This window comes from Arthrobacter sp. 01N444 (assembly GCF_056399305.1).
Genome location: NZ_JBFTRB010000010.1, coordinates 1 through 26,956 on the forward strand (window position 1 = coordinate 1; position 26,956 = coordinate 26,956).

The 26,956-nt window shown below is 65.6% G+C and carries 25 protein-coding genes; 16 read left to right on the forward strand and 9 right to left on the reverse strand.

The window, feature by feature from the left end; genetic code table 11:
- The 8 genes from AC1DKN_RS12680 to AC1DKN_RS12715 all read left to right on the forward strand — a co-directional run.
- Positions 1-540: thiolase family protein (locus AC1DKN_RS12680; protein WP_476871456.1), on the forward strand; the 540-nt coding region annotated here is incomplete at its 5' end.
- Between the two features lie 174 nt (positions 541-714).
- A complete protein-coding gene (locus AC1DKN_RS12685; protein WP_476871457.1) occupies positions 715-1,776 on the forward strand; it encodes a hypothetical protein in 1,062 nt (353 codons plus the stop codon).
- Between the two features lie 116 nt (positions 1,777-1,892).
- Positions 1,893-3,857: an aconitate hydratase gene (locus AC1DKN_RS12690; RefSeq protein ID WP_476871458.1), complete on the forward strand. Its 1,965-nt coding sequence runs from the start codon at positions 1,893-1,895 to the stop codon at positions 3,855-3,857.
- 37 nt (positions 3,858-3,894) lie between these two features.
- On the forward strand, positions 3,895-4,980 hold the full coding sequence (locus AC1DKN_RS12695; protein ID WP_476871459.1) for a DUF3616 domain-containing protein: 1,086 nt from the start codon (positions 3,895-3,897) through the stop codon (positions 4,978-4,980).
- 265 nt (positions 4,981-5,245) lie between these two features.
- Positions 5,246-5,554 (forward strand): hypothetical protein, encoded by a 309-nt coding sequence (locus AC1DKN_RS12700; protein WP_230008448.1) that lies wholly within the window; start codon positions 5,246-5,248, stop codon positions 5,552-5,554.
- Between the two features lie 74 nt (positions 5,555-5,628).
- Positions 5,629-6,144 (forward strand): hypothetical protein, encoded by a 516-nt coding sequence (locus AC1DKN_RS12705; protein ID WP_476849503.1) that lies wholly within the window; start codon positions 5,629-5,631, stop codon positions 6,142-6,144.
- Between the two features lie 128 nt (positions 6,145-6,272).
- Positions 6,273-7,544: an MFS transporter gene (locus AC1DKN_RS12710; protein WP_476871538.1), complete on the forward strand. Its 1,272-nt coding sequence runs from the start codon at positions 6,273-6,275 to the stop codon at positions 7,542-7,544.
- 79 nt (positions 7,545-7,623) lie between these two features.
- Complete coding sequence (locus AC1DKN_RS12715; protein WP_476856032.1) at positions 7,624-7,941, forward strand: hypothetical protein; 318 nt, start codon at positions 7,624-7,626, stop codon at positions 7,939-7,941.
- A 38-nt stretch (positions 7,942-7,979) separates the two neighbouring features.
- Here AC1DKN_RS12715 and AC1DKN_RS12720 read toward each other — a convergent pair whose 3' ends face one another.
- Both AC1DKN_RS12720 and AC1DKN_RS12725 read right to left on the reverse strand, forming a co-directional pair.
- A complete protein-coding gene (locus AC1DKN_RS12720) occupies positions 7,980-9,683 on the reverse strand; it encodes an alkaline phosphatase D family protein (RefSeq protein ID WP_476871460.1) in 1,704 nt (567 codons plus the stop codon).
- Between the two features lie 70 nt (positions 9,684-9,753).
- Positions 9,754-10,533, reverse strand: coding sequence for a potassium channel family protein (locus AC1DKN_RS12725; protein WP_476871461.1), 780 nt, complete (start codon positions 10,531-10,533; stop codon positions 9,754-9,756).
- A 198-nt stretch (positions 10,534-10,731) separates the two neighbouring features.
- On the opposite strand from AC1DKN_RS12725, the gene AC1DKN_RS12730 reads away from it, so the two are divergent.
- From AC1DKN_RS12730 to AC1DKN_RS12740, 3 genes are all read left to right on the forward strand, one after another.
- Positions 10,732-11,583 (forward strand): MIP/aquaporin family protein, encoded by an 852-nt coding sequence (locus AC1DKN_RS12730; protein WP_476871462.1) that lies wholly within the window; start codon positions 10,732-10,734, stop codon positions 11,581-11,583.
- A gap of 35 nt (positions 11,584-11,618) precedes the next feature.
- Complete coding sequence (locus tag AC1DKN_RS12735; protein WP_476871463.1) at positions 11,619-13,520, forward strand: primary-amine oxidase; 1,902 nt, start codon at positions 11,619-11,621, stop codon at positions 13,518-13,520.
- Positions 13,521-13,633: 113 nt separating this feature from the next.
- Positions 13,634-14,845 (forward strand): alanine racemase, encoded by a 1,212-nt coding sequence (locus AC1DKN_RS12740; RefSeq protein ID WP_476871464.1) that lies wholly within the window; start codon positions 13,634-13,636, stop codon positions 14,843-14,845.
- Positions 14,846-14,848: 3 nt separating this feature from the next.
- On the opposite strand, the gene AC1DKN_RS12745 is transcribed toward AC1DKN_RS12740, so the two are convergent.
- The 6 genes from AC1DKN_RS12745 to pxpA form a co-directional block, all read right to left on the reverse strand.
- The gene (locus tag AC1DKN_RS12745; RefSeq protein ID WP_476856026.1) at positions 14,849-15,133 is read right to left on the reverse strand and encodes a hypothetical protein; all 285 of its coding nucleotides are present in this window, start codon (positions 15,131-15,133) and stop codon (positions 14,849-14,851) included.
- A 227-nt stretch (positions 15,134-15,360) separates the two neighbouring features.
- Entirely contained in the window at positions 15,361-16,347 is a 987-nt protein-coding gene (locus tag AC1DKN_RS12750) for a 5-oxoprolinase subunit C family protein (protein WP_476871465.1), read from the reverse strand.
- A complete protein-coding gene (locus AC1DKN_RS12755; RefSeq protein ID WP_476871466.1) occupies positions 16,337-17,242 on the reverse strand; it encodes a 5-oxoprolinase subunit B family protein in 906 nt (301 codons plus the stop codon). The genes AC1DKN_RS12750 and AC1DKN_RS12755 overlap by 11 nt, the downstream gene beginning before the upstream one ends.
- Entirely contained in the window at positions 17,239-18,591 is a 1,353-nt protein-coding gene (locus AC1DKN_RS12760) for an acetyl-CoA carboxylase biotin carboxylase subunit (RefSeq protein WP_476871467.1), read from the reverse strand. Before AC1DKN_RS12760 ends, AC1DKN_RS12755 begins: the two co-directional genes overlap by 4 nt.
- Before the next feature lie 2 nt (positions 18,592-18,593).
- Positions 18,594-18,833: an acetyl-CoA carboxylase gene (locus tag AC1DKN_RS12765; protein ID WP_028276237.1), complete on the reverse strand. Its 240-nt coding sequence runs from the start codon at positions 18,831-18,833 to the stop codon at positions 18,594-18,596.
- A 36-nt stretch (positions 18,834-18,869) separates the two neighbouring features.
- Positions 18,870-19,577 (reverse strand): 5-oxoprolinase subunit PxpA, encoded by a 708-nt coding sequence (pxpA, locus tag AC1DKN_RS12770; protein ID WP_476871468.1) that lies wholly within the window; start codon positions 19,575-19,577, stop codon positions 18,870-18,872.
- 228 nt (positions 19,578-19,805) lie between these two features.
- Here pxpA and AC1DKN_RS12775 point away from each other — a divergent pair, with 228 nt between their 5' ends.
- Positions 19,806-21,251: a PucR family transcriptional regulator gene (locus tag AC1DKN_RS12775; protein WP_476849515.1), complete on the forward strand. Its 1,446-nt coding sequence runs from the start codon at positions 19,806-19,808 to the stop codon at positions 21,249-21,251.
- Positions 21,252-21,465: 214 nt separating this feature from the next.
- Here AC1DKN_RS12775 and AC1DKN_RS12780 read toward each other — a convergent pair whose 3' ends face one another.
- Positions 21,466-22,506, reverse strand: a complete 1,041-nt coding sequence (locus AC1DKN_RS12780; protein ID WP_476871469.1) for a LacI family DNA-binding transcriptional regulator — start codon at positions 22,504-22,506, stop codon at positions 21,466-21,468.
- 287 nt (positions 22,507-22,793) lie between these two features.
- On the opposite strand from AC1DKN_RS12780, the gene AC1DKN_RS12785 reads away from it, so the two are divergent.
- The 4 genes from AC1DKN_RS12785 (at position 22,794) to AC1DKN_RS12800 (ending at position 26,946) form a co-directional block, all read left to right on the forward strand.
- Complete coding sequence (locus tag AC1DKN_RS12785; protein ID WP_476871470.1) at positions 22,794-23,813, forward strand: asparaginase; 1,020 nt, start codon at positions 22,794-22,796, stop codon at positions 23,811-23,813.
- 100 nt (positions 23,814-23,913) lie between these two features.
- Positions 23,914-24,801 (forward strand): polysaccharide deacetylase family protein, encoded by an 888-nt coding sequence (locus tag AC1DKN_RS12790; protein WP_476849518.1) that lies wholly within the window; start codon positions 23,914-23,916, stop codon positions 24,799-24,801.
- A complete protein-coding gene (locus AC1DKN_RS12795) occupies positions 24,801-26,189 on the forward strand; it encodes an MFS transporter (RefSeq protein ID WP_243177850.1) in 1,389 nt (462 codons plus the stop codon). The genes AC1DKN_RS12790 and AC1DKN_RS12795 overlap by 1 nt, the downstream gene beginning before the upstream one ends.
- Positions 26,179-26,946, forward strand: a complete 768-nt coding sequence (locus AC1DKN_RS12800) for an SDR family NAD(P)-dependent oxidoreductase (protein WP_476856019.1) — start codon at positions 26,179-26,181, stop codon at positions 26,944-26,946. Before AC1DKN_RS12795 ends, AC1DKN_RS12800 begins: the two co-directional genes overlap by 11 nt.
- Positions 26,947-26,956: the final 10 nt, after the last annotated feature.

A 26,956-nucleotide genomic window follows, 5' to 3' on the forward strand; every position in this document is an offset into this window, starting at 1 on the left:
CGTCCCGGGTCCTCGGCGGAGAAGCTCGCCGGGCTCAAGACCGTGTTCCGGACCGGGAACGGCACCGTCACGGCCGGGAACGCGTCCCCGCTCTCCGACGGCGCGTCCGCGGCGTGGCTGGGCAGTGAAAAGGCCGCCGGGATCCTGGGCCTGGAGCCGTTGGCCCGGATCGCCGGGCGCGGCGCGCACGCCAACGACCCGCAGTACTTCGGCTACGCCCCGGTCGAGGCCGCGAACAAGGCCCTCGCGAAAGCGGGCATCGGCTGGGACCAGGTCGGCGCCGTCGAACTGAACGAGGCGTTCGCCGCGCAGTCCCTGGCCTGCATCAACGCCTGGGGCATCGATGCGGGAATCGTGAACCGGCACGGCGGCGCGATCGCCATGGGCCACCCGCTCGGCGCCTCCGGCGGGCGGATCCTGGGCACCCTGGCCCGGTCCCTGCAGGCCTCCGGGCAGCGCTGGGGCGTCGCCGCGATCTGCATCGGCGTCGGCCAGGGCCTCGCCGTCGTGCTCGAAAACGTCACCACCGCGCAGGCTTAACCCGTGGCATAACCCGTCGGCACAACCAGTAGCGGGCTGAGGGAATGCAGCACTGGCGGTCGGACACCGGGAGGTCCAAGCTTTAATCATTCGACGCGGGCCAAGTGTGGGCGTCCCGGCCTCCCTGGACTGCACGGCGAGGGTGACGGCACGGCGGGTGCGAGGAGAGTGACGATGGTTGACACGGCAGCGCAGACTCTTCGGGCCGGTGCGCGGAACGACCTTGTGACGCAACTGCTGGGCATCTGGCTCCTCCTGGCTGTGTTCCTCGACGGCTGGGCCCACCTGCACGTTCCCGGGCTTGAAACCTTCTTCACCCCCTGGCACGCGGCACTCTATTCGGGCCTCGTGGCCACCGCCGCGTGGACGGCAAGTGTGATCTGGTGGAACCGCCAGCCCGGGCGGCCATTGACGCGGTCGGTGCCGGCCGGCTACCGGGGCACGGTCATCGGACTGGTCCTGTTCGCCGTCGCGGGTGTCCTGGATCTGGCCTGGCACGAGATCCTGGGCATCGAAGTCTCCCTCGATGCGCTGGTGAGCCCCACCCACTTGCTGCTGGGGTTCAGCCTCTTCCTCATCCTCGGCACTGGTATCCGCAGTGCACGGGCCGCCGGCGGTGCAGAAGCCTTCTCATGGACGCCGGCTGCATTGTTGTCTCTCGCCCTGATGACCGGATTGGGAGCCTTCTTCCTCATTTACTGCTCGGCGTTCGTCCGGACCCCGCCGGCCGTCCCCTATCTGCAGACGCCGATCGGGAGCCCCGGGCACACCCAGGCGGAGCTGCCCCCGGCCCTCGGACTGGCCAGCTATTTGGTGACCACAGCGCTGATTATCGCCCCCTTCCTCTACACCTTCTCCGGAGCCCGAAGGCCGCCTTTCGGTATTGCCACCATCCTGGTCGCCGTGGTGGCGTGGCTGCCGCTGGCCATGTCGGGGCTGCGCCCGGTCGCGGTCGCCGGTGCGGCCGGAGCCACGATCATCGCGGCAGCGGCGGATCTGCTGCTTGCCCGACAGCGGGGCCTGTGGCTAAGGCGCAGGTTGCCGGCGGTCACCGCCGTGCTGGCGGCACTCATCTGGACCGGCCAACTGGCTGGGATCGCCCTGGCGGCATCGATTCAATGGCCAGTGTCGATGTGGCTGGGAGCCGTCGTGCTGAGTGCCGGACTGGCAGCGGCCCTCGCCTTCTTCAGCTCGTTGAACACCAGGAGCGTCCCGGGGCCGGCAGCGCCACAATGACCGTCAAATCCCCACTGTTCCCGGCGCCCGGAGTGGGCTAATTTGGGGATAAGGGGAGTGCCCAGTGCCCGATTCGTTGACGGCGTCCGGCCTCGCCATCGAGTAAGGAACCCACCGTGGCCTACAACGTGGCCCAAAAGCTCATCACATCCCATCTGGTGGCCGGGGAGATGATTCCCGGCCGTGAGATTGGCCTGCGTATCGATCAGACCCTCACCCAGGACGCGACCGGGACGCTGGTCATGCTCGAGCTGGAGGCCATCGGGCTCGATCGGGCACAAACTGAAGTATCCGTGCAGTACGTGGACCACAACTTGTTGCAGGCCGACAGCAGGAACGCTGAAGACCATGATTTTCTCCGCTCGGCCTGCCGCCGGTTTGGTCTGTGGTTCTCGAAGGCCGGAAACGGGGTGTCCCATCCGACCCACATGCAGCGGTTTGGCCGTCCGGGCACGACCATGGTCGGTTCCGACAGTCACACCCCGGCCGCTGGGTCGCTGGGGATGCTGGCAATCGGGGTCGGCGGCACCGAGGTAGCCCTGGCCATCGCGGGCGAGCCGCTCTACCTGAAGATGCCGGAGATCTGGGGCGTGCGGCTTACCGGCAAGCTGCCAGCGTGGACCAGTGCCAAGGACGTCATCCTCGAAATGCTTCGCCGGCACGGCGTGAAGGGCGGCAAGGACCGGATCATCGAGTACTACGGTCCCGGCCTCGCCACACTGAGCGCGATGGACCGGCACGTGATTGCCAATATGGGGGCCGAACTCGGTGCGACGAGCACGGTCTTCCCGGCCGACGACCAGGTGCGGGCCTTCCTGCGCTCCGAACAGCGCGAGGACGATTTCACCGAACTCCTCGCCGATTCCGGTGCCACCTACGACGTGACCGACGAGATCGACCTGGCCACGATCGAGCCGCTCATCGCCCTGCCCAGCTCGCCCGGCAACGTCGTTCCGGTGCGGGAGGTCACTGGCAGGCCGGTGGCGCAGGTCGTGATTGGGTCCTCAGCGAACCCGGGCCTGCGCGACTTCGCAATGGTCGCCGCCATCACGAAGGGACGGCAGTGCCACCCTGGACTGTCTTTCGACGTCAACCCGAGTTCCCGGCAGATCCTGCAAGACCTCACCAGGATGGGGGCCACGTTTGATCTGATCAGCGCCGGAGCCCGACTGCATCAGACCGGATGCATGGGCTGTATCGGGATGGGACAGGCCCCCGCGAACGGAAGCAACAGCCTGCGCACGATGCCCCGCAACTTTCCCGGCCGTTCGGGCACGAAGGAGGACTCGGTCTACCTGTGCTCGCCGGAGACGGCTGCGGCTGCTGCGCTCACCGGAATTATCACCGACCCGCGGGACCTGACGGAGCTTTTCGACCTTGAGTATCCCGAGATCGAACTTCCCGCGGTGTCGAGCGTGAACGTGGCAATGCTGGAGGAGCCGTTGGCGCCGGAGGAAGCCGGCAAAGTAGCGCTGGTCAAGGGCGAAAACATCTCCTCGCTTCCGGTCTTCGGCCCACTCGCCGACCGCATCGAGGCACCAGTGGCCTTGGTGGTGGGCAACGATGTCTCGACGGACGAGATTCTGCCAGCCGGTGCGCGCGTTCTGCCCTACCGCAGCAACATCCCCAAACTCGCCGAATTCACCTTCGACCAGCTCGACCCCACCTACGCCGCCCGCGCCGCCCAAACCCGCGACTCCACCGGGCACATCCTGGTCGGCGGCACGAACTACGGCCAGGGATCCTCACGGGAACACGCAGCTATCACCCCGCGCTTCCTCGGGCTGCGCGCAGTGGTGGCCGTCTCGTTCGCGCGGATCCACTGGCAGAACCTGGCCAATTTCGGCGTCCTCGCAGTCGAGTTCACAAATGCGGCCGATCATGACCGCATCGAACAGGACGATGTGCTCGCGCTGACAGGAATACACGACGCCCTGCTCACAGGCAAGGAGATCCTCGTGGAGAACCGGACCCGAGACGAGGTCTACCCTGTGCGGCACAGTCTCTCCAGCCGTCAGGTGGACATGCTCCTGGCAGGTGGCCTCATCCCTTGGCTGCGCGAACGGAGAGCGCGGGAATGAACTACCGATCACCGCTGAAGAGGATGGGTGTGCCGCGGTGAGCGGATGGCCGCGGCCGGACGAGCCCTCCGGCGAAATCAGCCTCGTACTCGACCAGCGCAGCACCCTGGATCCGAAGGCTGACCTGCGCGACGGGTTGTCCGCGGTCGCCCGGCAGGGTTCCCACCTTTGGGTCGCCAATGACGAGACGACCAGCCTCGAACGGCTCACCCTGGAGGCCGGCGACCAGGCCCGCACCCACCGCAGCTTCGATCTCACCCACCTCCTTGAGCTGCCCGGGGACAGGGGTGAGATGGACATCGAGGGCCTCGATGTCGAGGATGAAACGTTGTGGCTGCTTGGATCGCACAGCTCGGCCCGCAAACAGGTCAAGAACAACGTCACGCCCGCAGAAGCGCAGGATTCCCTGGCGACAGTGGAGGTCAGCCAGCGCCGTCGGGTGTTGGCCCGGCTTTCGACTAAGGACCTCCTCGATCCGGGCGGCGGCCGGACGGGACAGCAGCAGCGCCCCGCCGTGCTGGGCCTCGGCCGGGGCACGGACCTGGTGGATCTGCTGGCCGATGACCCACATCTTGGTAGCTTCATCCAGTCCTCGACGACCGGTCGCCCGATCCCGGGCAAGGACAACGGCATTGACTGCGAGGGCCTCGCCGTAGCGGGCGACCGGGTGTTCATCGGTCTGCGCGGGCCGGTGCTGCGTGGGTGGGCGATGATCATAGAGCTCCAGGTTGGTGGCGGGCCCGGCTTGGAGCCGCAGCCGATCGGTCCCGGGAATCGTCGCTACCGCAAGCACTTCCTTCGCCTGCATGGTTTGGGCGTGCGGGATCTGTGCCGTCACGGAAATGACCTGCTCGTCCTGGCGGGACCCACCATGGAACTCGACGGGCGTGCGGCCGTGTTTCGCTGGCGGGGCGCGCTGACGTCGCAGGCCGAGGCCGTCCTGCCGAAAGACGACTTGCATTGCGAATTTGACGCGCCGTTCGGTGAGGACGAGGACCATGCCGAGGGGATCACCGTTCTCGACGATGACCGGTCGGCCTTGGTGTTGTATGGGACGCCGTCGGGGAAGCGCAAGACCGGACGCCACGCGATCAAAGCCGACGTTTTCCGCCTCAGCACATAGGAACCGGCGCCGCGACAGTCCCGGGGAGATGTTCCTATTGCTGCCGGCCCACTTTTCCCAGCCAGGCCTGCAGGAGAGGAACGACGACGTCGCTGTGCATCGCGCCCAGGTGATCGAGTGCGGGGAGTACTTGGGAATAGCCGTAGTTCACTTCGGAACGCCCTGGCGCCATGGCGGCCCGATGTCCCTGCTCTGGCGCACACCGGCGCAGGGGGCGAGAATGGGGTCGTGCTCGCCCTGATCGAACCCCACGGGAAGGACTTTCATGACGCTGTATCAGCCTGAACCGGTCGAAATCTCAACGAGGATGCGGCCGGGGGAGTGGACCGAGGAAAGCCTGGAGATGCTCGTCGCGTCATATCGCGAGCAGCTGTCGCGCATGGGGGCGGCCGCCTCCGAGATCGACGTCGTGATCGACCGCGACGACGGAGGCGGAGTCAGCGTGGTGGCGTCCTGGCTCAAGCCTGACGTGGCGCAGGAACTGACAGAGGTGAAGGACGACGCCGGGCTCGTGGCGATGGATCCCGACGCCGGGTCAGTGCGGCCGGCGCACGACGATTCCGCGCCCCGATAGAACTTCTGGGCCCGCCATGCCCTCCGGTAGGGTGATGTTTCCCGAAGCAACCCTTCGATCAGAGTGGAGCATTCATGGCACCGCAGATTTCCGGAAAAATCGATAAGAAATTGTTCGGGCTCTACCTCTCGGACCACCTCGCGGGAGCCACAGCGGGGCAGGGCCGCATAGAGCGCATGGCGCGCGACTTCACGGACACCCCCTTCCACGCCGAACTTGCAGCACTTGCCACCCAAATCAGGCAGGAGCGGGAGTACCTGCGCGGACTAGTGGGGGATTTTGGCCTGCCACGGCGAACTCCGCGGCGGGTGGCGGCGTGGGTTGCGGAGCGTGCCGGCCGACTCAAGCTCAACGGGCGGGTGGTGAGCCGCTCGCCGATGACGCTGGTGCTGGAGTCCGAGGTCATGCGGTCGGCGGTGATGGGAAAACTAGGGCTGTGGCAGACGCTGCAGGATCTCTCCGGCGATCTGGGACTGGACGGTTCCAGGTTCGACGGACTGGCCACCAAGGCACGCGACCAGATCGCCACCCTGGACCGGGTCCATGAGTACGCCCGCCGGCGGTCGTTCTACACGAACCAGGGCAGCTGAGCAGACCGGGCATCGTCGGCTCGACCGTTCGCGTCCTGCCCTGCGCCTGGTGTGCACTGGCGCGTGCCGGCAGCGGAGACGAGAATGGGCTCGTGCTCCCTCCTCGCCCTGGCGGGGACGGCGACGCGATGAACGCCGCCGCCCGAAAGATTCAGCGCATCTATTTGACGTTGACGCTGGGCAATACCCTTGCGGCCTCGTTCATCTGGGGGATCAACACCCTTTTCCTGCTCGACGCCGGTCTCAGCAACTTCGAGGCGTTTGCCGCGAATGCCTTCTTCACGGCCGGCATGGTGCTGTTCGAGGTGCCCACCGGGGTGGTTGCCGACGGGTGGGGCCGGCGCGTCTCGTTCCTGCTCGGAACCGTGACCCTCGCCGTCTCGACCTACTTCTACTACCTGCTCTGGCAGTTCTCCGCCCCGTTCTGGTGGTGGGCGGTGGTGTCGGTCCTGCTCGGCCTGGGCTTCACCTTCTTCTCCGGAGCGGTGGAGGCCTGGCTCGTCGATGCACTGCGCTTCTCGGGGTTCGAGGGCGGGATGGAAGCGGTGCTCGGGCGGGGCCAGATGGTCGCCGGAGTCGCGATGCTCGCCGGCTCTGTTGCCGGCGGCGTGATCGCGCAGGCCACCAACCTGGGCGTGCCGTTCCTGATGCGCGTGGGCGTGCTGCTGGCCATGTTCGCGGTGGCCTTTGGGCTCATGCGCGACGTCGGGTTCACCCCCGAACGTTCGACCCATCCCCTCCAGGCGACCCGGGCTGTACTTGCCGCCTCGATCGAGAACGGCTTGAAGAATCCGCCCGTACGTTACGTGATGCTGGCCGCGCCGTTCACTTTCGGCGTCGGGATCTATGTGTTTTACGCCCTGCAGCCATACCTGCTCGAGCTCTATGGGGACCCCCGCGCGTATTCCGTCGCGGGCCTGGCGGCGGCCATCGTGGCCGCGGCGCAGGTGCTCGGCGGCTGGATGGCTCCCCGCATCCGGCACCTTGTCCGTCGGCGCACCACCGTGTTGATCCTGAGCAGCGTCGTGGACACGGTGATCCTGGTGGTGCTCGGGTTCACCCACGTGTTCTGGGTGGCCTTGGTGCTGTTGGCGCTCTGGGCAGTGGTGTCCTCGGCGGGCATACCGGTGCGGCAGGCGTACTTGAATGACATGATCGCCTCGAAGCAGCGCGCCACAGTGCTCAGCTTCGATTCACTGATGGGCTCAAGCGGTGGCGTGGTGGTCCAGCCGCTGCTCGGACGGGCGGCAGATGTGTACGGCTACGCGGCGTCGCTGGCGATCGGCGGCCTGATCGAGTTGATCGCGGTGCCGTTCCTGCTGGCGAGCCGCCGGCAACGCCACCAGGCCGATCAGTCCAGCGCCCCGAACAGCACCAACACCGGAAGCCAGCCGGAATAACACTTCGGCCATGCTCCTTACTTGGCGGGGCCTTCGGGGCCTACAGTGGGCGTGTAGAACCGTCGACAGGAGCGCCCCAGTGATTACCCTGCAGATCGAACACCAGGTCCGGGATTTTGACATGTGGCGGAGGGCTTTCGACAGCGATCCGCTGGACCGCGCTGCGTCGGGCGTGCGGTCATTCCGGATCTCGCGCCCGCTTGACCAGCAGGATTACGTGATGCTGGAGATGGACTTCGATACGCAGGCGGCGGCGGTGGACTTCCTGGGCCGGCTGCAGAACGATACGTGGAAAACGGGTGTGACGGCGCCGGCGCTGGTTGGTGAGCCATCGACCAGAATCATCGAAACGGTCGCCGTCGAGAACGTGGCAGCCGCTGACCGCGACCTTCGGTAGAACGTCTGCGCCGACGCGGGGATCACAAGAAACTCGCGTCATGCGTTTCGCTGTTGCCCCTGCTGTCCCTGGACGGGGTCGTGCGCGCTCCGCGGAGACACCGTGAGGGTGGCGACGCGTTCCAGCCTCGGATGCAGGTGGTCGCCGTCGTCCACCACCCCGGTCTGCCACCACAATTTCAGCCCTTCCGGTACCACCTCCAGATAGGCCACGTTGTTTTGGAACCAGGGCCCCCGGATGCCGGACCAGTGGAATGGCGGGTCCGGCACCTTGGCGGAGCGCGCGACCAAGGCGCCCACCGGGGTGGCCAGGCCGTAGGACATGATGGCCGCGAAGGACCTCATCAGGCGGGGCAACGGGTTGCGGATGGGGGAGCAGACGGCCTGCAGGATCCGGCTGCCCGAGGCACGCTCCACCTCCGCAACGTAGGAGTAGTGGACGTCCCCGGAGAGGAAGGTGATTGTTTCCGGTGCCGGGCCGCGTTTGCCGTCGGCGACTTCGCTGGCCATGGCCGCCAGTTCCCGGAAGCTGTTTTGGAATGCGCCCCAGTGTTCCAGGTCCAGCGCCTGGCGCAGCTTCTCGCCGGCCCAGGCGGCACGGTTACCCCACGCGCCCTCAGAGACGGCCTCATTCCACGACTCGACGTAGTGCAGGCCCATCGGCAACAGGAAAGGCAGGGACGTCGCCACGAGCAGGTGGCGGAAGCCGCCTTGCATCCGGTCGTCCAGCCACGCCATTTCCACCGCATCGACCAGCGCCCGGTCGTCCGGCGTCAGGTCCCGGGCTGCGCGGGAGTCGACCACGATCAGCCGGGTGTCGCCGAAGTCGCGGCAGTAGCTCCACCGGTAGGATTTGGGGTCCCGATCAGCCCGCTCCGCGAAGCTGTCCAGCTCGGCGCCCACATCGAGCTCATCCCCGCCTGTGTGCCCGATGATCCGCTGCCACACGGCATCCTCAGCCCGTTCCTGCGGTGACAGGTTCCCCAGATGCTGGTAGACCCAGTACGAGGCCAGTCCCGCGACGATCCGCCCACGCCACCACGAGGTCGCCTCCATCTTCTTCTTCCAGCTCAGCGACGTATTCCAGTCGTCGCGGATGTCGTGGTCATCGAAGATCATGGCGCTGGGCAGGGTCGACAGCAGCCATCGGTTCGCGGGGTCTGACCAGGCCAGAAAGTACAGGTGGGCGTATTCCTCGTAGTCCTTGAGCTCTTCGCCGGGGGGTGCCTTGATGTCGCGCCGGCCGCGGATGAACTCCTGCATTTGTTCACTGGTCAGGTCGGCGTACACCTGGTCTCCGAGGAAGGCCAGCAGATCCGGCCACGGCAGGTCTCCGCCGGAGGCCATCTTCAGCGCATAGGCGCGCAGTGAGTCGACGCCATGGGACCGGTTGCCGGATGCATCGTGCGGGACGCTGGTCCTGCAGGAGCCGAAGGCCATCCGCAGCGGCTTGCCGGTGGCCAGTGTGGCGATCATGGACGGCGGAAACCCGGATGAGGGGTCGGGCCAGGCCTGCGTTCCGTTGATATCGAGGGCGTACGGCGTCACCGTGCCGGACTCCAGCCCGTCCAATTCCACCAGCGCGTAGTGGTGGCCGTGAACTGCGAATGTGCGGGCCTCCCAGCCCCGGCCGCCGGCACGGATGGAAACCCGGGCAGCGGTTTGGGTCTCCACCCAGACACTCGCCGACGTCTCATCCACGTACCGCACCATAGGGCCGAGCACCAGGGAAGGGGTGGTCATGAATCAGTTGTACCTGCTCCGGCCGGCTGCGGCCATGGCGTCAGGAAAGTCCAAGCGTACGCAGGCAGCGTCAATGCCCCTGAGGCGGTTCCTTGGGTGTCCCTCCGAGGGCCGGGGTACTGCCGGAATCGCCCGGTCCCTGGGCCAGCTGGTCATGGAGCCTGCTGATCTGGGCCACGAGGCGGGCACGTTCTTCGCTGCCGATGCCTTCGTCCGACCGCCTCCGCAGATTGGTTGCTGCCGTCACACTTTCAACTAGCCAGGAGGACACCACCGCCGTGACCATGCTCAGGACTGCAAACCCGCCGACCATCAGCGTGGCCGCAGCCCACCGGCCCGGAACGGTTACGGGGTAGTAGTCGCCATAGCCGATCGTTGTGATGGTGACAATTGCCCACCACAACGAGTCGCCCATCGAGGTGATATTCGCGTTCGGTGCGCCCTTTTCGAAATTGAAGACGCTCAAGGCGACCGTGTAGAGCAGGAGGACCGCGGAGACAATGACGTAGGCCAGGACGCGGGTCCTGATGGCGGTGCCCGGGGCCCGTTCCATGACCCGGCGCAAGGTGAACGGACGCAGGAGCCGCAACGGCCGCGCAACGGGGAGCACCACCATGAGCAGGTCCAAGGGGTGGCGGACGAACCACCGGCCCCGTTGGGGCGCCAGGAGCAACTTCACAATGTAGTCGGCGCCGAAGGCGACCCACGTTGACCCCACGACGATTCCGAGAAGGTCGGCGTAGGGCTGCGGCGGTTCTGCAATGACGAGGATGGAGTAGGCCGCCAGAAAAACAAAAGCCGCACCGACGAGGGGCCACTCGGAATACTTTTGCCAGGTTTCTTGCCTCATGGCTGAATGCTAGGACTTTGTCCCTCGGATGTCCTTACGAAATTGCCACACTGACCCTAAGCGAGCCACCCGCTGGCAGCGAGCCACCCGCGGAGCGCTGACAACTGTCGCCGTCAGCGGTACATTGGCCTTCTGAGGTGGCAGACCGAGGCTGGGCACGGCAGACCACATGGCCAGAACCTGCGGAGGCGGACAGCCATGGCGGCAAATCAGGACAAAGACGGCGCTCGCCGGGACCACGCGCATCACGACGTCATACCCAACATACTTGAAATAGTGGAGCAAAGCGTCCTGCAGCGTATTGAGGACTTTAATGATCCGCGCCAGGAATGGCGGCGCCTGTTCTCGGAGTTATACGGCACGTTCCTGCTCGTGGTCGTCGCGGCCGGCGGCGGCATGATGGGCCAGGCGTTCCCCGGCGTCATCAGCCGCACGGCGGCAGTGGTGGCTCCGGGTCTGATGGTCATGGGCATCATCTTGTTCATGGGCAAGATCTCGGGCGCGCATCTGAACCCTGCGGTCAGCATTGCGTTCGCGCTCCGCGGTGACTTCCCGTGGCGCCGGGTGCCGGCCTACATCGTCGTTCAGCTCCTTGGCGCGACGCTCGCCTGTCTGCTGCTGCAGGGCGTGATCGGCGTGTCCGCCACCTACGGTTCAAACTATCCGGCGGCGGGCTATACGGCCGGCGCCGCGTTCCTGATGGAGGCACTGCTGACGATGGTGTTGGTCAGCGTCATCCTGGGAACCGCCTCCGGGGCCCAGAACGTCGGACTGTTTGGGGCGTTCGGGGTCGGCGCGTACATTGCCTTGGCAGGCCTGTGGGGCAGCCCCATCTCCGGCACTTCGATGAATCCGGCACGAACGTTCGGGCCGGATCTCGCCAGCGGAAACTTCAGCGACTACTGGGTATATGTCGCCGGGCCGCTGGTCGGCGCGGCGGCCGCCGTCGGTATCGCATTCATCCTGCGCGGAGCGGGCGGCGGGAGGTCGGGCTCGGGAGCCGCGCAGGGTGCCCTCTTCACCGAGGCCGCCGAGGAAGATAAGCCGTAGCGGGCCGTGAACGTGACCCGCAGAAGGAGAGCGCCGTGAGAAGGGCCGCACCGTCTCATCCGCTGGATCCGCTGGGCGAGGACGAGTTCCGTGCAGCTGCGTCCTTGCTCGCCAGCGCACAGGGCGTCACGTTTCCGGCGTGGCGGCTTGCCGCAATCGAGCTGATCGAACCGGAAAAGGCTGCCGTCGCCGCCTTCGAAGCCGCTGCCGGCGCGCCGGCTCCGGAACGGATCGTCGGCGTGAACTGCTTCGAACGGTCCTCCAACAAGACCTACCAGGCGCGGTTATCGCTGACCCACGGGGTTGTCCTCTCCTTCACCCATATCCCTGGCGTTCAGGCGAACATGACCGTCGACGAGTGGGAAGAAGCTGACGCAGCGCTGCGCAGCCACCCGCAGGTGATCGCTGCGCTTGCCATGCGCGGCATCACTGATCTGTCCTTGGTCTTCATGGACGTGTGGACCTATGGCCTGTCAATGATCCCGGAGAAGCACCAGGGGCGCCGGATCGGCTGGTCCGACACGTGGGTCCGTGCCGGTGCGGGCGCCAACCCGTATGCGGGGCCGGTCAACGGGTTCCACTGCGTCATTGACCTGGCTTCCATGGAGCTGCTGGACATCGAGGACACTTTTGCGGTGGACCGTCCCGAGATCATGGGCGAATATGTCCCGGCGCTGATCCCGGACCGGCTCCGCGACGCAAGCACCCGCGAACCGCTCAAGCCGCTGGACATTGTCCAGCCCGAAGGCGTTTCCTTTCAGATGGACGGCAACAGGATCAGCTGGCAGAACTGGTCCCTGCGCGTCGGGTTCAACTACCGCGAAGGTCTGACGCTGCACCGGGTCAGCTATCGCGACGGCGGCCGCGAACGGCCGATCGCGAACCGCCTGTCCTTCGCCGAAATGGCCGTTCCCTACCGGGATCCCAGCGATGACCACTACCGGCGCACCGCGTTCGACGTCGGCGAATGGGGTCTGGGATTCATGACGACGTCGCTGGAACTGGGCTGCGACTGCCTCGGGGAAATCCGGTATTTGGATGCGGTCATGCACAATTCTGCGGGGGAGCCCTACACCATCAGGAACGCCATCTGCATCCACGAAGAGGACGGGGCGGTGTTGTGGAAGCACATCGACCACGACGGCGGCATGGAAGTGCGCCGGATACGTCGACTGGTGATTTCTTTCCATGTCACCGTCGCCAACTATGAATACCTGGTGTACTGGCGCTTCTATCAGGACGGGAACATTGAGTGCGAGGTGAGGGCCACCGGCATCATGGTGGTCAGCCATTTCGGCGAGGGCCAGCAGCATCCGAGCGGAACGCTGGTGGACAACCGGACCTACGCACCCTTCCACCAGCATTTCCTTGTGGCCCGGCTCGACCTGGACATCGACGGCACCGCAAATACCGTTTACCGTTCGGAAACCGCGATGGTCCCGATGGGTCCGGACAATCCGTACGGGCTCGCCCTGCATCAGAACAAGACCCCCATCACGACCGAGGGGCACGACGACTACTCCTGGGAGACCCAGCGGGCCTGGACGGTGACGAACGACAACTCGGTCAACGGGCTCGGGACCCCGGTGTCGTACAAGCTGGTGCCCGGCGCAGCTTTCCCGTCGTTCTTTGACCCGGCATCTCCGGTTTTCCAGCGTGCGGAGGTCATTGGGCACACAGTATGGGTGACGCCCAACGATGCCGCGGAGCGCTGGCCGGCCGGCGAGTTCGTGAACCAGGGCACAGGGGGGCTGGGAATGCCCGAATGGGTGCGGCAGGGGCGGTCCGTGGAAAACACCGACGTCGTCCTTTGGTACGTTTTCGGCATTCACCACATCCCACGGCCGGAGGAGTGGCCGGTCATGCCGGTGGACACAGTCGCGTTCTGGCTCAAGCCGGCCGGCTTCTTCGACCGGAACCCGGCGCTGGACGTCTAGGCGGCCCGGGCCAGGGCGTGCCGCCAGAGGCACGTCACTCCAGTAGGCACGTCAGTCCAGTAGATTTGTCGGAGTCGAGGCAGAATTTTGGGACCGAAGAACAGGGGATACGTGTGAGCAGGCTGAGCGGAAGATCGGACGGAACCGATGCGGACTTCGCGGCAACGCCCCTCACGGCGCCGGCGTATCCGCAACTGCGGCTCAACAGCGCTTCCCTCGAGAACAACATCCGGGTCATGGCGGCGTGGTGCCGGGAGCGGGGCGTGGATCTCGCGCCGCACGTCAAGACAACGATGTCGGCACCAATCATCGAGCGGCAGTTGGCGGCCGGCGCCGTCGGTGTCACCGTCGCCACCGTGGATCAAGTCGCCTCGGCACTGCGCTGGGGTCATCAGCGCGTCCTCGTCGCCAACGAGATCGTCGACAGGTCCGGGCTAACGCGTGTCCGTGCCTGGCTGGAGGAAGATCCCGCCCGGGAAATCCGCTGCTTCGTCGATTCGGCAGCAGGGGTGAAGGTGGCTGCCGAGATCTTCGACGGCGCGGCGGCCGACCTGGAGGTGCTGATCGACGTCGGAACTCCCGGCGGGCGCACCGGCATCCGCAGCCTGTCCGAGGGTCTGCGGCTGGCCGGGCTGGTCCGTGCCACGCCGGGACTGAGGCTGGTGGGTGTTGCCGGGTATGAAGGCGTCGTGCCCAACAGCAGGGCCGAGGATAACGTCACAGCGGTTGACCGGCACTGCCGGCTGGTGCGGGACGTCTATCTGGAAGCGGCGGAGTTCTTTGAGACCGCCACTCCCATCTACTCTATGGGTGGGTCGGCCTTCCCGGACCGCGTGGTCGAGTTCCTTCCCGACCGCGGCCAGGTGCCCGGAACGCGAATTCTTCTCCGATCGGGCTGCTACGTCACCCACGACCACGGCACCTATGCCGCCGTCAGCCCCGTTCCGGGACTGATTCCGGCGCTGTCGGTTCGCGCGATCGTCCTGTCCACGCCCGAAGCCGGGTTGGCCGTCGTCGGTGCCGGCAAGCGGGACCTTCCCTACGACGCCGGACTGCCCAGCGTCCTCTCGGTCCGGACCGCGGACGGAGCCCTCAAGCCCGGCGCAACCGCAGCGGTGCGCAATCTCTTCGACCATCACACGGTGCTCTCCGGGGTGTCCGGAGTGGATGTCACCGACACGCTGGATTTCGGGATTTCCCATCCTTGTTCCGCGTTTGACCGCTGGCCCGACTACGTCCTCACCGACGCCGACGGGCAGGACATGGATGTGTGGCAGACCGACTTCCGCCGGTCGTCCCTGGCCCCTGGCTACGCCCCGTCCTGACGATCAGTCCTTGAGCTGCCTGGTCAGCACTTCGAATTCCTCCACGCCCAGGATCTGCATGTGCTGCTCGGCGCTGGTTTCGGTGCGGATTTTGGCTGCGGCCTCCTGGCTGCCGGCGAGGGCCTGCTCGTCCGCCCACAGCGTGATTGACAGTGATTTGCTGTCCTTCCCCAGCAGGTAGTAGATGCCCAGGCATCCCGGCAGCTGGAGCACCCGGTTCACGGTGTCCTCCGACGGTGCCCCGGAGCTGTCCGGGCCGGGCTGATACGTGCTGACGCGAGCGAACATGTCCATCCTCCTAGATCCAGGTTCGACGGTTGGAGCGCCTGCCGCCCCAACCGTTGAACCGGGAGCTGGATCCTTGCGATGTCGCACCCTGGTGGCGGGCGGCCTGGTCTCCTCCCACCAGTAAGGACCCGCGGGCACAGAAGCACAAGGCTCCTGTGCCGGTCTATCCGCCCTAGTCCGCCGGCCGCTACTCAGCCGCCGGCCGCTACTCAGCCGCCGGCCGCTACTCAGCCGCCGGCGCCGATGGCCGCACGGGCGTTCCTCTTGAGCTCGGCGAGTTCCTTGCGCGCCACAAGGGCCTCGTCCAGGCTGATTGCCACGAACCTGGTGGATGTGCCGGGGGCGGCCCGGGCCACCAGATCCATGTCGGCGCTGATGACCGTGCCCACCATGGCGTAACCGCCGCCGGAGACGGCATCGCGGTGCAGGATGATCGGTTGGGTGCCGCCGGGAATCTGGATGGAGCCGACAGCGTATCCGGCATCAACAATGTTGGACGGGTCGGAACCGGCGCCGAATGGCTGCTCCCGCTCCTTCCACTGCACCCCGGGACCTGAGTACCTCAGCCCCATCCGGTCAGCCACCGGGGTCACCTTCCACTCGCTGTGGAGGAGATTGTCCAGTCCTTCGTCGGTGAGCCGGTGGTCGTAAAGGCCCAGGACGATCCGGACGGCCTGTTCCTTGGCGAATAGGGGACGGAATTCCTCCGGAACTGTATCGGCGTCGGGCAGGGCTCCGGCGTTGAGCGGGGCGCCCACCGGAATCTGGTCACCGGCCTCCAGCTTGCGGCCCTGGAACCCGCCGATCGCGCCCAGGCTGTAGGTGGACCGGCTGCCGAGCACCTCAGGAACATCGATGCCGCCCTGGACGGCGATGTAGTAGCGCGTGCCGCCCTGGATGACCCCGAAGCTGAGTTCGTCGCCAGCCTTCAGCTTCAGCCGGGTCCACTGGGGCCGGGCTTCGCCGTTGACCTTGACTTCAACCGGTGCCCCGGTGACGGCGATGAGGGCATCCTGGTCGGTGGACAGTACCGGGCCCAGGTAAGTGCATTCCAGGACCGCTTCCTTGGCGGTGTTGCCCACCAGGGCATTGCCGAGTTCGGCCGAGTATTGGTCCAGGGAACCGCTCTGCGGGATGCCCACGTTGTAGTGGCCGGTGCGTCCCTGGTCCTGGACTGTGGTGGCCAGGCCGGGGTTCTTGATGTCAAACGCCATTGAGGGCCTCCATGAGTTCCTGGTTGTAGCCCGCGGGATTCGCCAGCGCCCTGGACAGATCAAATGTCACGGGCACCTGCCGGTAGCGGAACGTTCCGGCGGAGATCTCAGACTGGATGGTGTTGTATTCGGCCTCGGTGACGGGCCTGAACTTCACGATGTCGCCCGGCTTGAAGAACACCATGAAGTCCTTGAAATCGGCCAGGGACTGGGCAGGATCGAAGATGGGCGCGGCAGCGACCCCGAACATCTGGTAGCCGCCGGCACCGCGCACGGAGTAAATGCAGCCGAAGCAGCCGCCGTGGCCCACGGTCAGTTTGGGGGTGTCGGTGCGCGGACTCAGATACTTGGGTACTTCGAGTTGCTTTTCCTGCTCCACCAGCTGGAAGAGGAACGGGAGGCCTGCGACGAAGCCAACCATGGAGACAAGCCATGGTTGCTCATGGTGACGCTGAATGAATTCGGCGGCGTCCTTGAGGTTGTTGACCTTGGCTGCGTAGTCAATGTCGGTGCCGCCGGGCTCCTGATGGAATCCTTCGCGGAATCGCTCGGCCACTTCCGCCGTGAACGGGTCTTCGTACCAGACCGGGACCTCGACGATCCGGGTTTCCAGCGAATGGTCGTGATGGTGCGCCAGATCCCCTTCAATGGTCCGGACGGTCTCTTCAAGGGTCGACGGCGGCAGGACATCGGGATCGAACCGCACCAGCAGCGAGGCGTTGGCGGGACAGATGTCCACGATGCCGGGCAGCTGCATGGCCGAAAGCTTCGCTGCTATGGACATCACCCTGAAGTTGGCGGCCAAACTCATGGACTCCGCGACCTCAACGAACAGGAATTCGTCTCCGCCCCAGGTGTAGCGGGCCTCCAACACGGCGGGTTCCGGGCTGCTCATTGTGCCTCCATCAGATCGGGGACGGTTTCAAGGAATTTCGAGTGGTGGGTGACGGCCGCAAATTCGGGCCGGCTCAGCAGTTTCTTGTGCACCGGGATGGTGGTTTTGACGCCTTCGATGCGGGTCTCATCCAGGGCCGTCAGCATCGCCTCAATGGCCGCTTCGCGGGTGTCCGCATGCACAATCAGCTTGGCCATCAGGGAGTCGTAGTACGGAGTGACCGTGGAACCGGTCTCCACCCCGGTGTCCACCCTGACGCCTGCGCCGGCGGGCCAGTCCATGGCCGTGATGAGGCCAGGGCTGGGGAAGAAGTGGTGGTCGGGGTCCTCGGCATTTATACGGCATTCGATGGAGTGGCCATTGAATGCGATGTCGTCCTGGCGGAGGGACATCGCCCCGGTGAACGCGATCTGCAGCTGTTCGCGGATCAGATCGACGCCCGTGATTTGCTCGGTGATCGGGTGCTCAACCTGGATACGGGTGTTCATTTCGATGAACGCCGCTTCATGGTTGACCGGGTCATAGAGGAATTCGACCGTTCCGGCGCCGCTGTAGCCGCACTCGCGGGCGAGTTCCACGGAGGAATCCCGGATCCTCTGGCGGACGTGGTCCGGGAGGTCCGGCGCCGGTGCTTCTTCAATGACCTTCTGGGAGCGCCGTTGCATGGAGCAGTCGCGGTCACCGAGATGGATGAAGTTTGTTCCATCGCCGAGGACCTGTACCTCCACGTGACGGGCATGCTGGACAAAGCGTTCCAGGTAAACGGTGGGATCGCCGAAGACAGCAGCCGCTTCGCCGCGTGTCTGCTCAATGGATTCCAGAAGCTTGCCTTCGCTGTGCACAAAGCGGATGCCCCGGCCGCCGCCGCCGGCGGAAGCCTTGATCACGAGCGGGTAGCCGATGCCGCGGGCGATTTCTACGGCGTCGGCCGCAGGATCGAGGGGGCCGTCCGAGCCACGGAGCACGGGGACACCAGCCTTCCGGGCCGATTCCCTCGCCAAGGACTTATTGCCCATCATGGCGATGGCGTCCGCACGCGGCCCCACCCAGATCAGGCCCGCATCAGCGACCTTCCGGGCGAAGTCCGCATTCTCGGAGAGGAACCCGTAGCCCGGGTGGACGGCATCGCAGCCGTTGTCCACGGCCGCGGCGACGATGGCGTCCTGGTTTAGGTAGCTGGCGGTGGCAGGCGCCGGACCCACCACGACGACGTGGTCAGCGGACCGGGCAGCCAAGGATTCGACGTCGGCTTCGCTGGCCACCACGAATGTTTCGATGCCCATTTCACGGGCGGTCCGGGCGATGCGAACGGCAATCTCGCCGCGGTTGGCGATGAGCAGTTTCTTCATGGCTATCCTTCCCGGACGACGACGATTGCGTCGCCTGGGTTGACCATGTCGCCCTCATTGACCTCAAACGACTCCAGGGTGCCGGCCACATCGGACTGGATTTCGGTGAACTGCTTCATGATTTCGATAATGCCGAGGGTCTGTCCGACCTCGATGGCGTCGCCTTCATTGGCGAAAGGCGGCTTGCCAGGGCCGGGCTTGCGGTAAAAGACGCCGGGGAGCGGGGAAACGATGGTTGCCACGGGATGCTCTCTTTCAGATGGTTTGGATAGATCGGTTCAGCCCAGGACCGCACGCACTGCGGTGGCCACTGCGACAGAATTGGGTGCGTCGGAGTGGACGCAGATGCTTTGGAACTGGATGTCCAGTTCGGTGCCGTCAACGGCGAGGACGGGCTTGCCGGCCAGCGCCCTGCTGACACGCTCGGCGGCGGCGTCGGGATCGGTGGGCGCCGGGCGGCGCTGGATCAGCAGCTCACCGGCCGGGCCGTAGTTGAGGTCAACATAGAGTTCGGGCACGAAATCCACCCCCATGGACCGGCACACGCTTTCGTGGGCGGTACCCGCGAGCCCGAAAAACGGAACGCCGAACTGCAAGGCTGTGCCGGCGGCGGCCTGCATCAGTTCCTCGTCGCCGGCCAGCATGCCGTAGAGGGAACCGTGGGGTTTGATGTGGTTCAGTTCCAGCCGGTGCTTTGCGAGGAACGCCGTCAGGGCGCCGGTCTGATACAAGATGATCGATTCGACCTCGGCCGGGGTGAGAACCATTCGGCGGCGTCCGAACCCCACAATGTCCGGCAGGCCGGGGTGCGCTCCGACCGCCACGCCATGCTCAGCAGCCAACGCCACGGTCCGTTCCATGACGTCGGGATCGCCGGCGTGATACCCACAGGCCACGTTGGCGACGTCGATGATGCGCATGAGTTCTTCGTCGTTGCCGAACTCGTGGAGGCCAAGGCCTTCGCCCATATCGGAGTTCAAGAGCACCCTCCGTTGTGCGGGGGGAGCGCTGAAAGGAGAGGCGGGGGGAGCGCTGAAGGGAGAGGCGTGGGCTGAGGTGCCTGAAGAAGTGTCGGGAGTCACATTGGGTTGCATGGGTGCAACGCTACTCAGCAATTCACGTGCCCGATATTGTGCAGGTCGCTGAATCTGCGGGCATCAATTATGGTTATTGCACTGTCCGGTGGGGGACGCCCGCCGTAGTGGGAGGGCCCCGTGCGAATTTCTGATTTAGCAGACAACGCCGATCTCAACATCCGGCTTCGGGTTGCGGGCGGCGAGGGCCGACTGGCCCGGCCCATCACCTGGTGCGCTCCCACCGAACACATGGACCCCACGCCCTTCCTCAGCGTGAACGCCCTGGTGCTGACCAACGGCATGGGCTTGAACGTCAAGGACTTCAGGACCTGGGACGCCTACGTGGAACGGCTGGTTTCCGTCCCCGTCTCAGGGCTGGCGTTCGGCTTGGGCGCGGCGCACAGCGAGCTGCCGGCCGGGCTGCTCCGTGCCTGCGAGGTGCACGGCCTGCCGCTGCTGGAGCTCGCGCCGCAGGTGCCCTTTGTGTTGGTCATGCGGCACGTGGAGCGGGTCATCGCTGCCGAGCGCTATGAGGAGTTGCGGAAGGGCTGGGAACTGGCGGACCAATGCACCCGGTTGGCGGCCGACGGGCATTCCCTGGCGGAGGTCCTGGAGAGGGTGGCGGATGCCATCGATGCGAGGGTGGCCGTGATCGACCAGAACGCCTTCGAGCTTGTTTCCGCGGGAGCGGCTCACGGCGGGACCGCGCGGACCGCGTTGCGCCTTCCCAGCGGCGAGTCCGAGCAGTTTAGGCTTGCCATTGAGGGGATCGGGAGCAACATTGTGCTGCAGCCCATTCTGGGCCCGGTGGCCGCCGTCATCGCTATGCAGCTTAGCTATACCCTCGGGTCCCATTCGCCCTTACATTCCCGGGAAGCCGCACGCTTCATGGAGGCCCTTTATGAGGACCGCGGCGAGCCGTCCACGCCGCTGCGCCGCTACGCCCTCGAGTCCGGCTTCGATCCTGACAGCGACTGGGGTGCGGTGCTGATCGGCAGCTCAGAAGAGGTGGCCCCCGCAAAGCTGCGCGCCATCGCATGGCGCGCCCGGGTGGGTCTACAGGCCGGTTTCGGCACTGTGCGGTTCATGGAAGAGGCCGGACTCACGACTCTCCTGTTGCAGCACCGGCACTCGGCGGCCGACTTACTGGATGCTGCGCGCGGATTCTTTACGGACGCCCCGGAACTGTCCGTCATCGTCTCGGAATCCGCGGGCCTCAGCGAACTGCCGCTGGCGCTTCAGCTTGCCCGCCGTCATGTGGGACGGCCCGGGGTGCACCAGGCGCCGCTGGCAGATCTCGCCGGCATTGTGCAGGGACTGCCCAGTCCGGGTCTGGTTGCGATGTGCCAACGGCTGCTGGCGCCCCTGGCCTCCGACGGCGGCAGCTCGCTGCGGGAGACTTTCGGCGCGTACCTGCGCCACAGCGGGAACTCCGCGAAGATCTGCGATGAACTCTTCATCCACCGGAATACGCTCAGCTACCGGCTGCGGAAAATCGAGGAGCTGCTGAAACTGGACCTGTCCGATGGCGAAGTCCGCGCCACGTGCATGCTCGCCCTCGGCATCGTTGCGGCCGCCCGCTAACGGGACTGGGCAGTTTGCACTAAAAGTCGCTCCAATCTTGGGCGAACCTCCGATAGGACGCTGTGACCCGGGTCACTACTCTCAAGTCATGGGCTCCTCAACTCATGGGCGTGGAGCCTGCACGGTTGGGCTATGGATTGACGGACGGCGCGTGCCCGCATGGCCTCCCGATTCCACTCACTGATTCGACTGACTGGAGGATTCCCGTGCCGTGTCACACCGCGATGCCGAAGCCGCTGCTTTCCCGCACGCACAGGACCGGCTCCAGCCTGACCGATTCGACCTTCCGGCCGTCCAGGACGCCTTTGAGGAGCTGCACCGCAGTCCGCCCGATATCCAGCATGGGCGAGCGGACCGAAGAGAGTGGGATGGGAAGTTCCGCGGCCAGAGAGGTGTCATTGAACCCCACCACGGCCACGTCGCGGCCGACGCCGAGTCCATGGGACCGCAGGGCTCCCATTGCGCCTATGGCCGCGAAGTCGTTGACGGCGAACAGTGCAGTCGGGCGGGGGTTGCAGTGAGCCAGAATGGTCTCGGCCGCTTCCCGTCCGCCGGCGGTATCAAAACGGGACCACACCACGGCATTCCGGGGTATGTTCCCGCCCAGCGCACGCCAGCGGTCCACGAAGCCGGCCGTCCGGTCGACGGCCGTGCTGGCATAGGGCTCGCCGGCGATCACGGCGACGTTACGGTGCCCCGTGCTCCACAGGTGGTCGGCCACAAGCTCGCCGCCAAGGACGTCGTCGCAGGTGGCCGACGGGAAGTCCGGGGCGCGGCGGTTCATGAGCACGAACGGCACCTTCCGGGCGGCCAGCTCCCGCAGCAGGCCGTTGTCCAGGTGTGCGTCGCCGATGATCAGCCCGTCCACGCGTCGGGCCAGCATGGAGTCCGTCTTGCGGCGCTGTTCCTCCGGATCGTCGCGGGAGTTCATGACAAACGTGGAGTAGCCGAGTTCCGCCGCTGCCTCGTCAATGCCCTCGTACATGATCGCCAGAACGAGGTCCGAAAGCCGGGGCACGATCACGCCCATGAGGTGCGTGCGCCGCGTCCGCAGCCCGGCGGCCTGCGGGTCGGGGGAGTAGCCGCGCTTCCGCGCCAGCTCGCGCACGCGTTCGGCGGTAGCTACAGAGGCTGCCCCGCGCGCCACTTCGGAGCCCGAGTGCAGGATCCTGGATACGGTCGAGGGGTGGATTCCGAGCTCGCTCGCGAGATCCTTCAGCGTGATGGTGCGGCCATCGGCCGTGCTCTCTTCCATTCAGTCCCCTGCCTCAGCTCAAAAGGTCGTCATCACCAAGAGTGCCTGATAATGCCCGGATCTCTGGTCCAGGCACTCTTGACGTGTCCCACCTCACATTCTATAGTCAATCAAACGGCGTACCCAATCGATTGGGTAGACGGAATCCCGGGAGCCGGCGGCGAAGTATTTACCCCCCTGAAACTTCCGGGAGCATCTGCAGGAAACATGGCAGGAATAACTTTTAACCACCAACCCAATCGATTGGGTAAGCGTGCGGAAACAGTTACAGAACAAACGGAGTGGACATGACCGTCACAGATTTAGTTGGCCCCCACGTGGTCCTGCTGGCCACGGGAGGAACGATTTCTTCACGTGCGTCCGAGGCCGGCGGAGCCGCGGTGGCGTCCGACACGGGGGAGCAGGTGTTTGCCAGCATGGGCGTGCCAGCGGCCCATCCGGTCCGCGTGTTCGACGTTGTCCGGAAGGGCTCGTACCTGCTGACAGTCGAGGACATGATCGCCATCTGCGCCACGATCCGGGAAGCATTGGCCGATCCGCAGGTTCTGGGCGTCGTGGTCACCCACGGGACGGACACGATGGAGGAAACGGCCTATCTCGTTGACCTCACCCACGATGATCCCCGCCCGGTCGTATTCACCGGAGCGCAGCAGGCTGCCGACGCCGACTCCCCGGACGGTCCTGGCAATCTGTCCCGCGCGATCGCCGTCGCCGGTTCTCCGCGGGCACGCGGAACCGGTGTGTTGTTGGCCTTTGCCGGGACCATCTTCCCTGCGGCCGGAGTGCGCAAGCGCCACACAACCAGCCTCGAGGCCTTCGCCAACCCGGACTTCGGAACCGTCGGATCGGTGTCCGACTCCGGCGAGGTCGAGATCCAGCCGGTACGACCAGGCCTTCCCCCGTTGCCCCTGCCGGGCGCGGACGCCGGTTCGCCGCGCGTGGACCTCATTGCTGCCTACCCCGGAGCCGACGCCACCCTCCTGCGGGCTGCCCTCCAGGCCGGGGCGGCAGGGATCGTGCTTCAGGGGACGGGAACGGGCAACGCTAACCGCGTGCTGTGCCAGGAAGTCGCGCGCGCCACCGCTGCCGGCGTCGTGGTGGTGACGAGCACCCGCGTGGAAGCCGGTGCTGTAGTGCCCCGCTACGGCGACGGCGGCGGCGAGGACCTGCGCGCTGCCGGTGCCATCCCCGCCGGGCTGCTCAAGCCATCCCAATCGCTTGTCCTGCTGAGCCTTCTGCTCAGGCTCGGCACTCCCGCCGCCGGGATCGCTGAGGCCTTCGCCCGGAGGGGCACGCTTCCTGACTAGTTGCCGCCCAACATCCGAGCCTCACCAACAAACCTCAGCCCAAAGACAAACCTCAACAAGAAGCCAAACCTCAACAAAAGCGCAGTGAAAGGTTGATCTCATGACTAAGGACATCCAAGTCGCGTTCGGCGTGGACGTGGACGCAGTTGCCGGAATGCTCGGCTCCTACGGGGGCGAGGACTCGCCCTGCGATATCTCCCGCGGCTTGTTCAGCGGCGAGGTCGGCGGCCCTCGGCTCATCCGGCTTTTCGAGAAGTACAGCCTGCCCGCCACCTGGTTCGTGCCGGGCCACTCGATCGAGACCTTCCCGGACCTGACGCGGATGATCGTCGACGCCGGGCACGAAATCGGCGTGCACGGGTACTCGCATGAAAACCCCATCGCCATGACCCGCGAGCAGGAGACGGCCATCCTGGACCGGTCGATCGAACTCATCGAGAAAGTCTCCGGCCGTCGGCCCACGGGCTACGTTGCTCCCTGGTGGGAATTTTCCCCGGTCACCAACGAGATCCTGCTCGAACGCGGGATCAAATACGACCACTCCCTGATGCACAAGGACTTCGAGCCCTACTACGTCCGGGTCGGCGACAGCTGGAAGAAGATCGACTACACCAAGGCCGCGGAAACCTGGATGGAGCCGCTGGTCAGGGGCACCGAAACCGACCTCGTCGAGATCCCGGCCAACTGGTACCTGGACGACCTGCCTCCCATGATGTTCATCAAGGCGGCCCCGAACTCCCACGGATTCGTCAGTCCCCGGGACGTCGAACAAATGTGGCGCGACCAGTTCGACTGGGTGTACCGGGAAATGGATCAGGCCGTCTTCACCATGACCATCCATCCGGATGTCTCGGGCCGCCCCCAAGTGCTGCTCATGCTCGAGCGCCTCATCGAACACATCAATTCCCACGAAGGCGTCAGCTGGCTGAAGTTCGACCAGATCGCGGACTCCTTCCTCGCCCGCAGCCCCCGAAAGGAAAACCAGTAATGACCATCCAGCAGCCCGCCGTCGATCTGACGCAACCCGGACCGGACGAAAAACGCCGCTTCCCGGTATTCTCTAAGCACCACACAACCGTCGCCACCGTCCTGGCGCTCTGTGCCTGGACGGTCGCCGTGTTCGACTTCGGACTTTTCGGCACCCTCCTGCCGGCCATGCAGCAGGAGTTCGGCTGGACCGCGACCGAAGCGTACGCAATCAACACCTGGATCGCCGTCGGCACCGCGATCGTCTGCTTCGGAATCGGCCCGGTCATTGACCGGCTCGGCCGCCGCAAGGGCATGATGACCACTATCGGCGGGACCGCCATTGTCTCGGGCCTGACGGCCCTGATTCCGACCGGGATCCCGTTCCTCAGCAACGGCCTGCTGGTGCTGGTCCGTTCCTTCGGCGGGCTCGGGTTCTCGGAGCAGGCCGTCAACGCCACCTACATGAACGAGGTCTACCAGGTCACCGAAGTCGCGGATAAGCGCAAGCGCCCCGGCTTCCACTACTCCTTCATCCAGGGTGGCTGGCCGCTGGGCTTCCTGCTTGCGAGCGCCCTCGCCCTCGTCTTCCTCCCGTCCCTCGGCTGGCGCGCCCTGTACCTGATGGCGACCGTTCCGGCCGCGATCATCGTGTGGGTCATCGCAAAGAAACTGAAGGAGACGCCGCAGTTCGAACTGCACCACAAGCTGACCCAACTCGAGAAGAGCGGCAAGACCGAGGAAGCCCATTCCCTGGCCCACGCCTTCGGCGTCGAGCACTCCTCCGCGGCCCCGCTCAAGCGCATCTGGGAGCCGCACCTGCGCCGGAATACGATCGTCTTGTCGCTGGCCTGGATCTTCAACTTCTTCGGCATCCTTATTTTCAGCATTCTCGGCAGTTCTGTCCTGAAGAACGCCAAGGGTGTGGAACTTTCTGACGCCTTCTGGATGCTGATCGTCATCAACGGGCTGGCGTACTTCGGCTATGTCTTCCACGGGTGGCTCGGTGACAAGATCGGCCGCAAGCGGACCATCATCGGAGGCTGGATTATCTCCGGCATCTCCTTCGCCATCATGCTCAGCCCCCTTGCCACGGACCCCTTCATGATCATCGTCACCTACGGCGCCGGACTGTTCTTCCTGGTCGGACCGTACGCCGCGATCCAGTACTTCATGGCGGAGTGCTACCCCGTCAGCTGCCGTGCCACCGGCACAGCCTTTATCGGCGCAATGAGCCAGCCCGGCACCATTCTCGGTGGTTTCCTGTTCACGCTAGCGGCCGCCAGCGTAGGAACCGGTGCTGCAGCCTTGTGGGTCGGCGCGGCCGGAACCCTTTTCTCCGGCCTGCTGATGATCGCCGCGAAGCCGCCGGTCGAAGCCCTGCTCGAGGACCACCCCCATGACGCCTGAGAACAGGGTGGCCGTGATCACCGGAGCGGCCAGCGGCATTGGACGGGCCCTCGCGGTCCACTACGCCCACCGCGGCGTGCATTCTGTCATCGGAACCTTTCCCGGCGACCCGCACGACCCGGAGGAAACCCTTCGCCTCGTGAAGGACGCGGGCGGCCAGGGGGTCATCCACGAAGTGGACGTCCGCAGTACCGCGTCAGTCGATGCCTTCGCCGACCGCGCCATACAGGAATACGGCCGCCTGGACTACGCCGTGGCCAACGCCGGAATCCTGCGCAACTCGCCCCTGGCGGAGATGACCGACCAGCGCTGGCACGACATGCTCGACGTCGACCTCACCGGCGTGATGCGGACCCTGCGCGCCGGTTCCGCGAAGATGACCGACGGCGGATCGCTGGTTGCCGTATCCTCCATTGCCGGCGGCGTCTACGGCTGGGAGGAACATGCCCACTACGCAGCCGCCAAGGCCGGCGTGCTCGGCCTGATCCGCAGTGTGGCCGCCGAGTTGGGGCCGCGCGGCATCCGCGCCAACGCCGTTATCCCCGGACTGATCGAAACTCCCCAGTCCCTGGATCCGGTGAATTCCCTCGGGCCCGAGGGCCTGCAGCGCGCCGGTCTGGAAATCCCCTGGGGCCGCGTCGGACGGCCCCAGGAAGTTGCCAGCGTGATCGGCTTCCTGACCTCCGATGACGCTGTCTACGTCACGGGCCAGTCCCTGATTGTTGACGGCGGCCTCACCATCAAGATGCGTGCCTGAAAAGCCTCGG

What these genes read in the sequence shown, in the direction of transcription:
- AC1DKN_RS12685 (WP_476871457.1), top strand. Translation starts at nt 715, where the DNA reads ATGGTTGACACGGCAGCGCAGACTCTTCGGGCCGGTGCGCGGAACGAC.
- AC1DKN_RS12700 (WP_230008448.1), top strand. Translation starts at nt 5,246, where the DNA reads ATGACGCTGTATCAGCCTGAACCGGTCGAAATCTCAACGAGGATGCGG.
- AC1DKN_RS12705 (WP_476849503.1), top strand. Translation starts at nt 5,629, where the DNA reads ATGGCACCGCAGATTTCCGGAAAAATCGATAAGAAATTGTTCGGGCTC.
- AC1DKN_RS12710 (WP_476871538.1), top strand. Translation starts at nt 6,273, where the DNA reads ATGAACGCCGCCGCCCGAAAGATTCAGCGCATCTATTTGACGTTGACG.
- AC1DKN_RS12720 (WP_476871460.1), bottom strand. Translation starts at nt 9,683, where the DNA reads ATGACCACCCCTTCCCTGGTGCTCGGCCCTATGGTGCGGTACGTGGAT.
- AC1DKN_RS12725 (WP_476871461.1), bottom strand. Translation starts at nt 10,533, where the DNA reads ATGAGGCAAGAAACCTGGCAAAAGTATTCCGAGTGGCCCCTCGTCGGT.
- AC1DKN_RS12730 (WP_476871462.1), top strand. Translation starts at nt 10,732, where the DNA reads ATGGCGGCAAATCAGGACAAAGACGGCGCTCGCCGGGACCACGCGCAT.
- AC1DKN_RS12745 (WP_476856026.1), bottom strand. Translation starts at nt 15,133, where the DNA reads ATGTTCGCTCGCGTCAGCACGTATCAGCCCGGCCCGGACAGCTCCGGG.
- AC1DKN_RS12750 (WP_476871465.1), bottom strand. Translation starts at nt 16,347, where the DNA reads ATGGCGTTTGACATCAAGAACCCCGGCCTGGCCACCACAGTCCAGGAC.
- AC1DKN_RS12755 (WP_476871466.1), bottom strand. Translation starts at nt 17,242, where the DNA reads ATGAGCAGCCCGGAACCCGCCGTGTTGGAGGCCCGCTACACCTGGGGC.
- AC1DKN_RS12760 (WP_476871467.1), bottom strand. Translation starts at nt 18,591, where the DNA reads ATGAAGAAACTGCTCATCGCCAACCGCGGCGAGATTGCCGTTCGCATC.
- AC1DKN_RS12780 (WP_476871469.1), bottom strand. Translation starts at nt 22,506, where the DNA reads ATGGAAGAGAGCACGGCCGATGGCCGCACCATCACGCTGAAGGATCTC.
- AC1DKN_RS12785 (WP_476871470.1), top strand. Translation starts at nt 22,794, where the DNA reads ATGACCGTCACAGATTTAGTTGGCCCCCACGTGGTCCTGCTGGCCACG.
- AC1DKN_RS12790 (WP_476849518.1), top strand. Translation starts at nt 23,914, where the DNA reads ATGACTAAGGACATCCAAGTCGCGTTCGGCGTGGACGTGGACGCAGTT.
- AC1DKN_RS12795 (WP_243177850.1), top strand. Translation starts at nt 24,801, where the DNA reads ATGACCATCCAGCAGCCCGCCGTCGATCTGACGCAACCCGGACCGGAC.
- AC1DKN_RS12800 (WP_476856019.1), top strand. Translation starts at nt 26,179, where the DNA reads ATGACGCCTGAGAACAGGGTGGCCGTGATCACCGGAGCGGCCAGCGGC.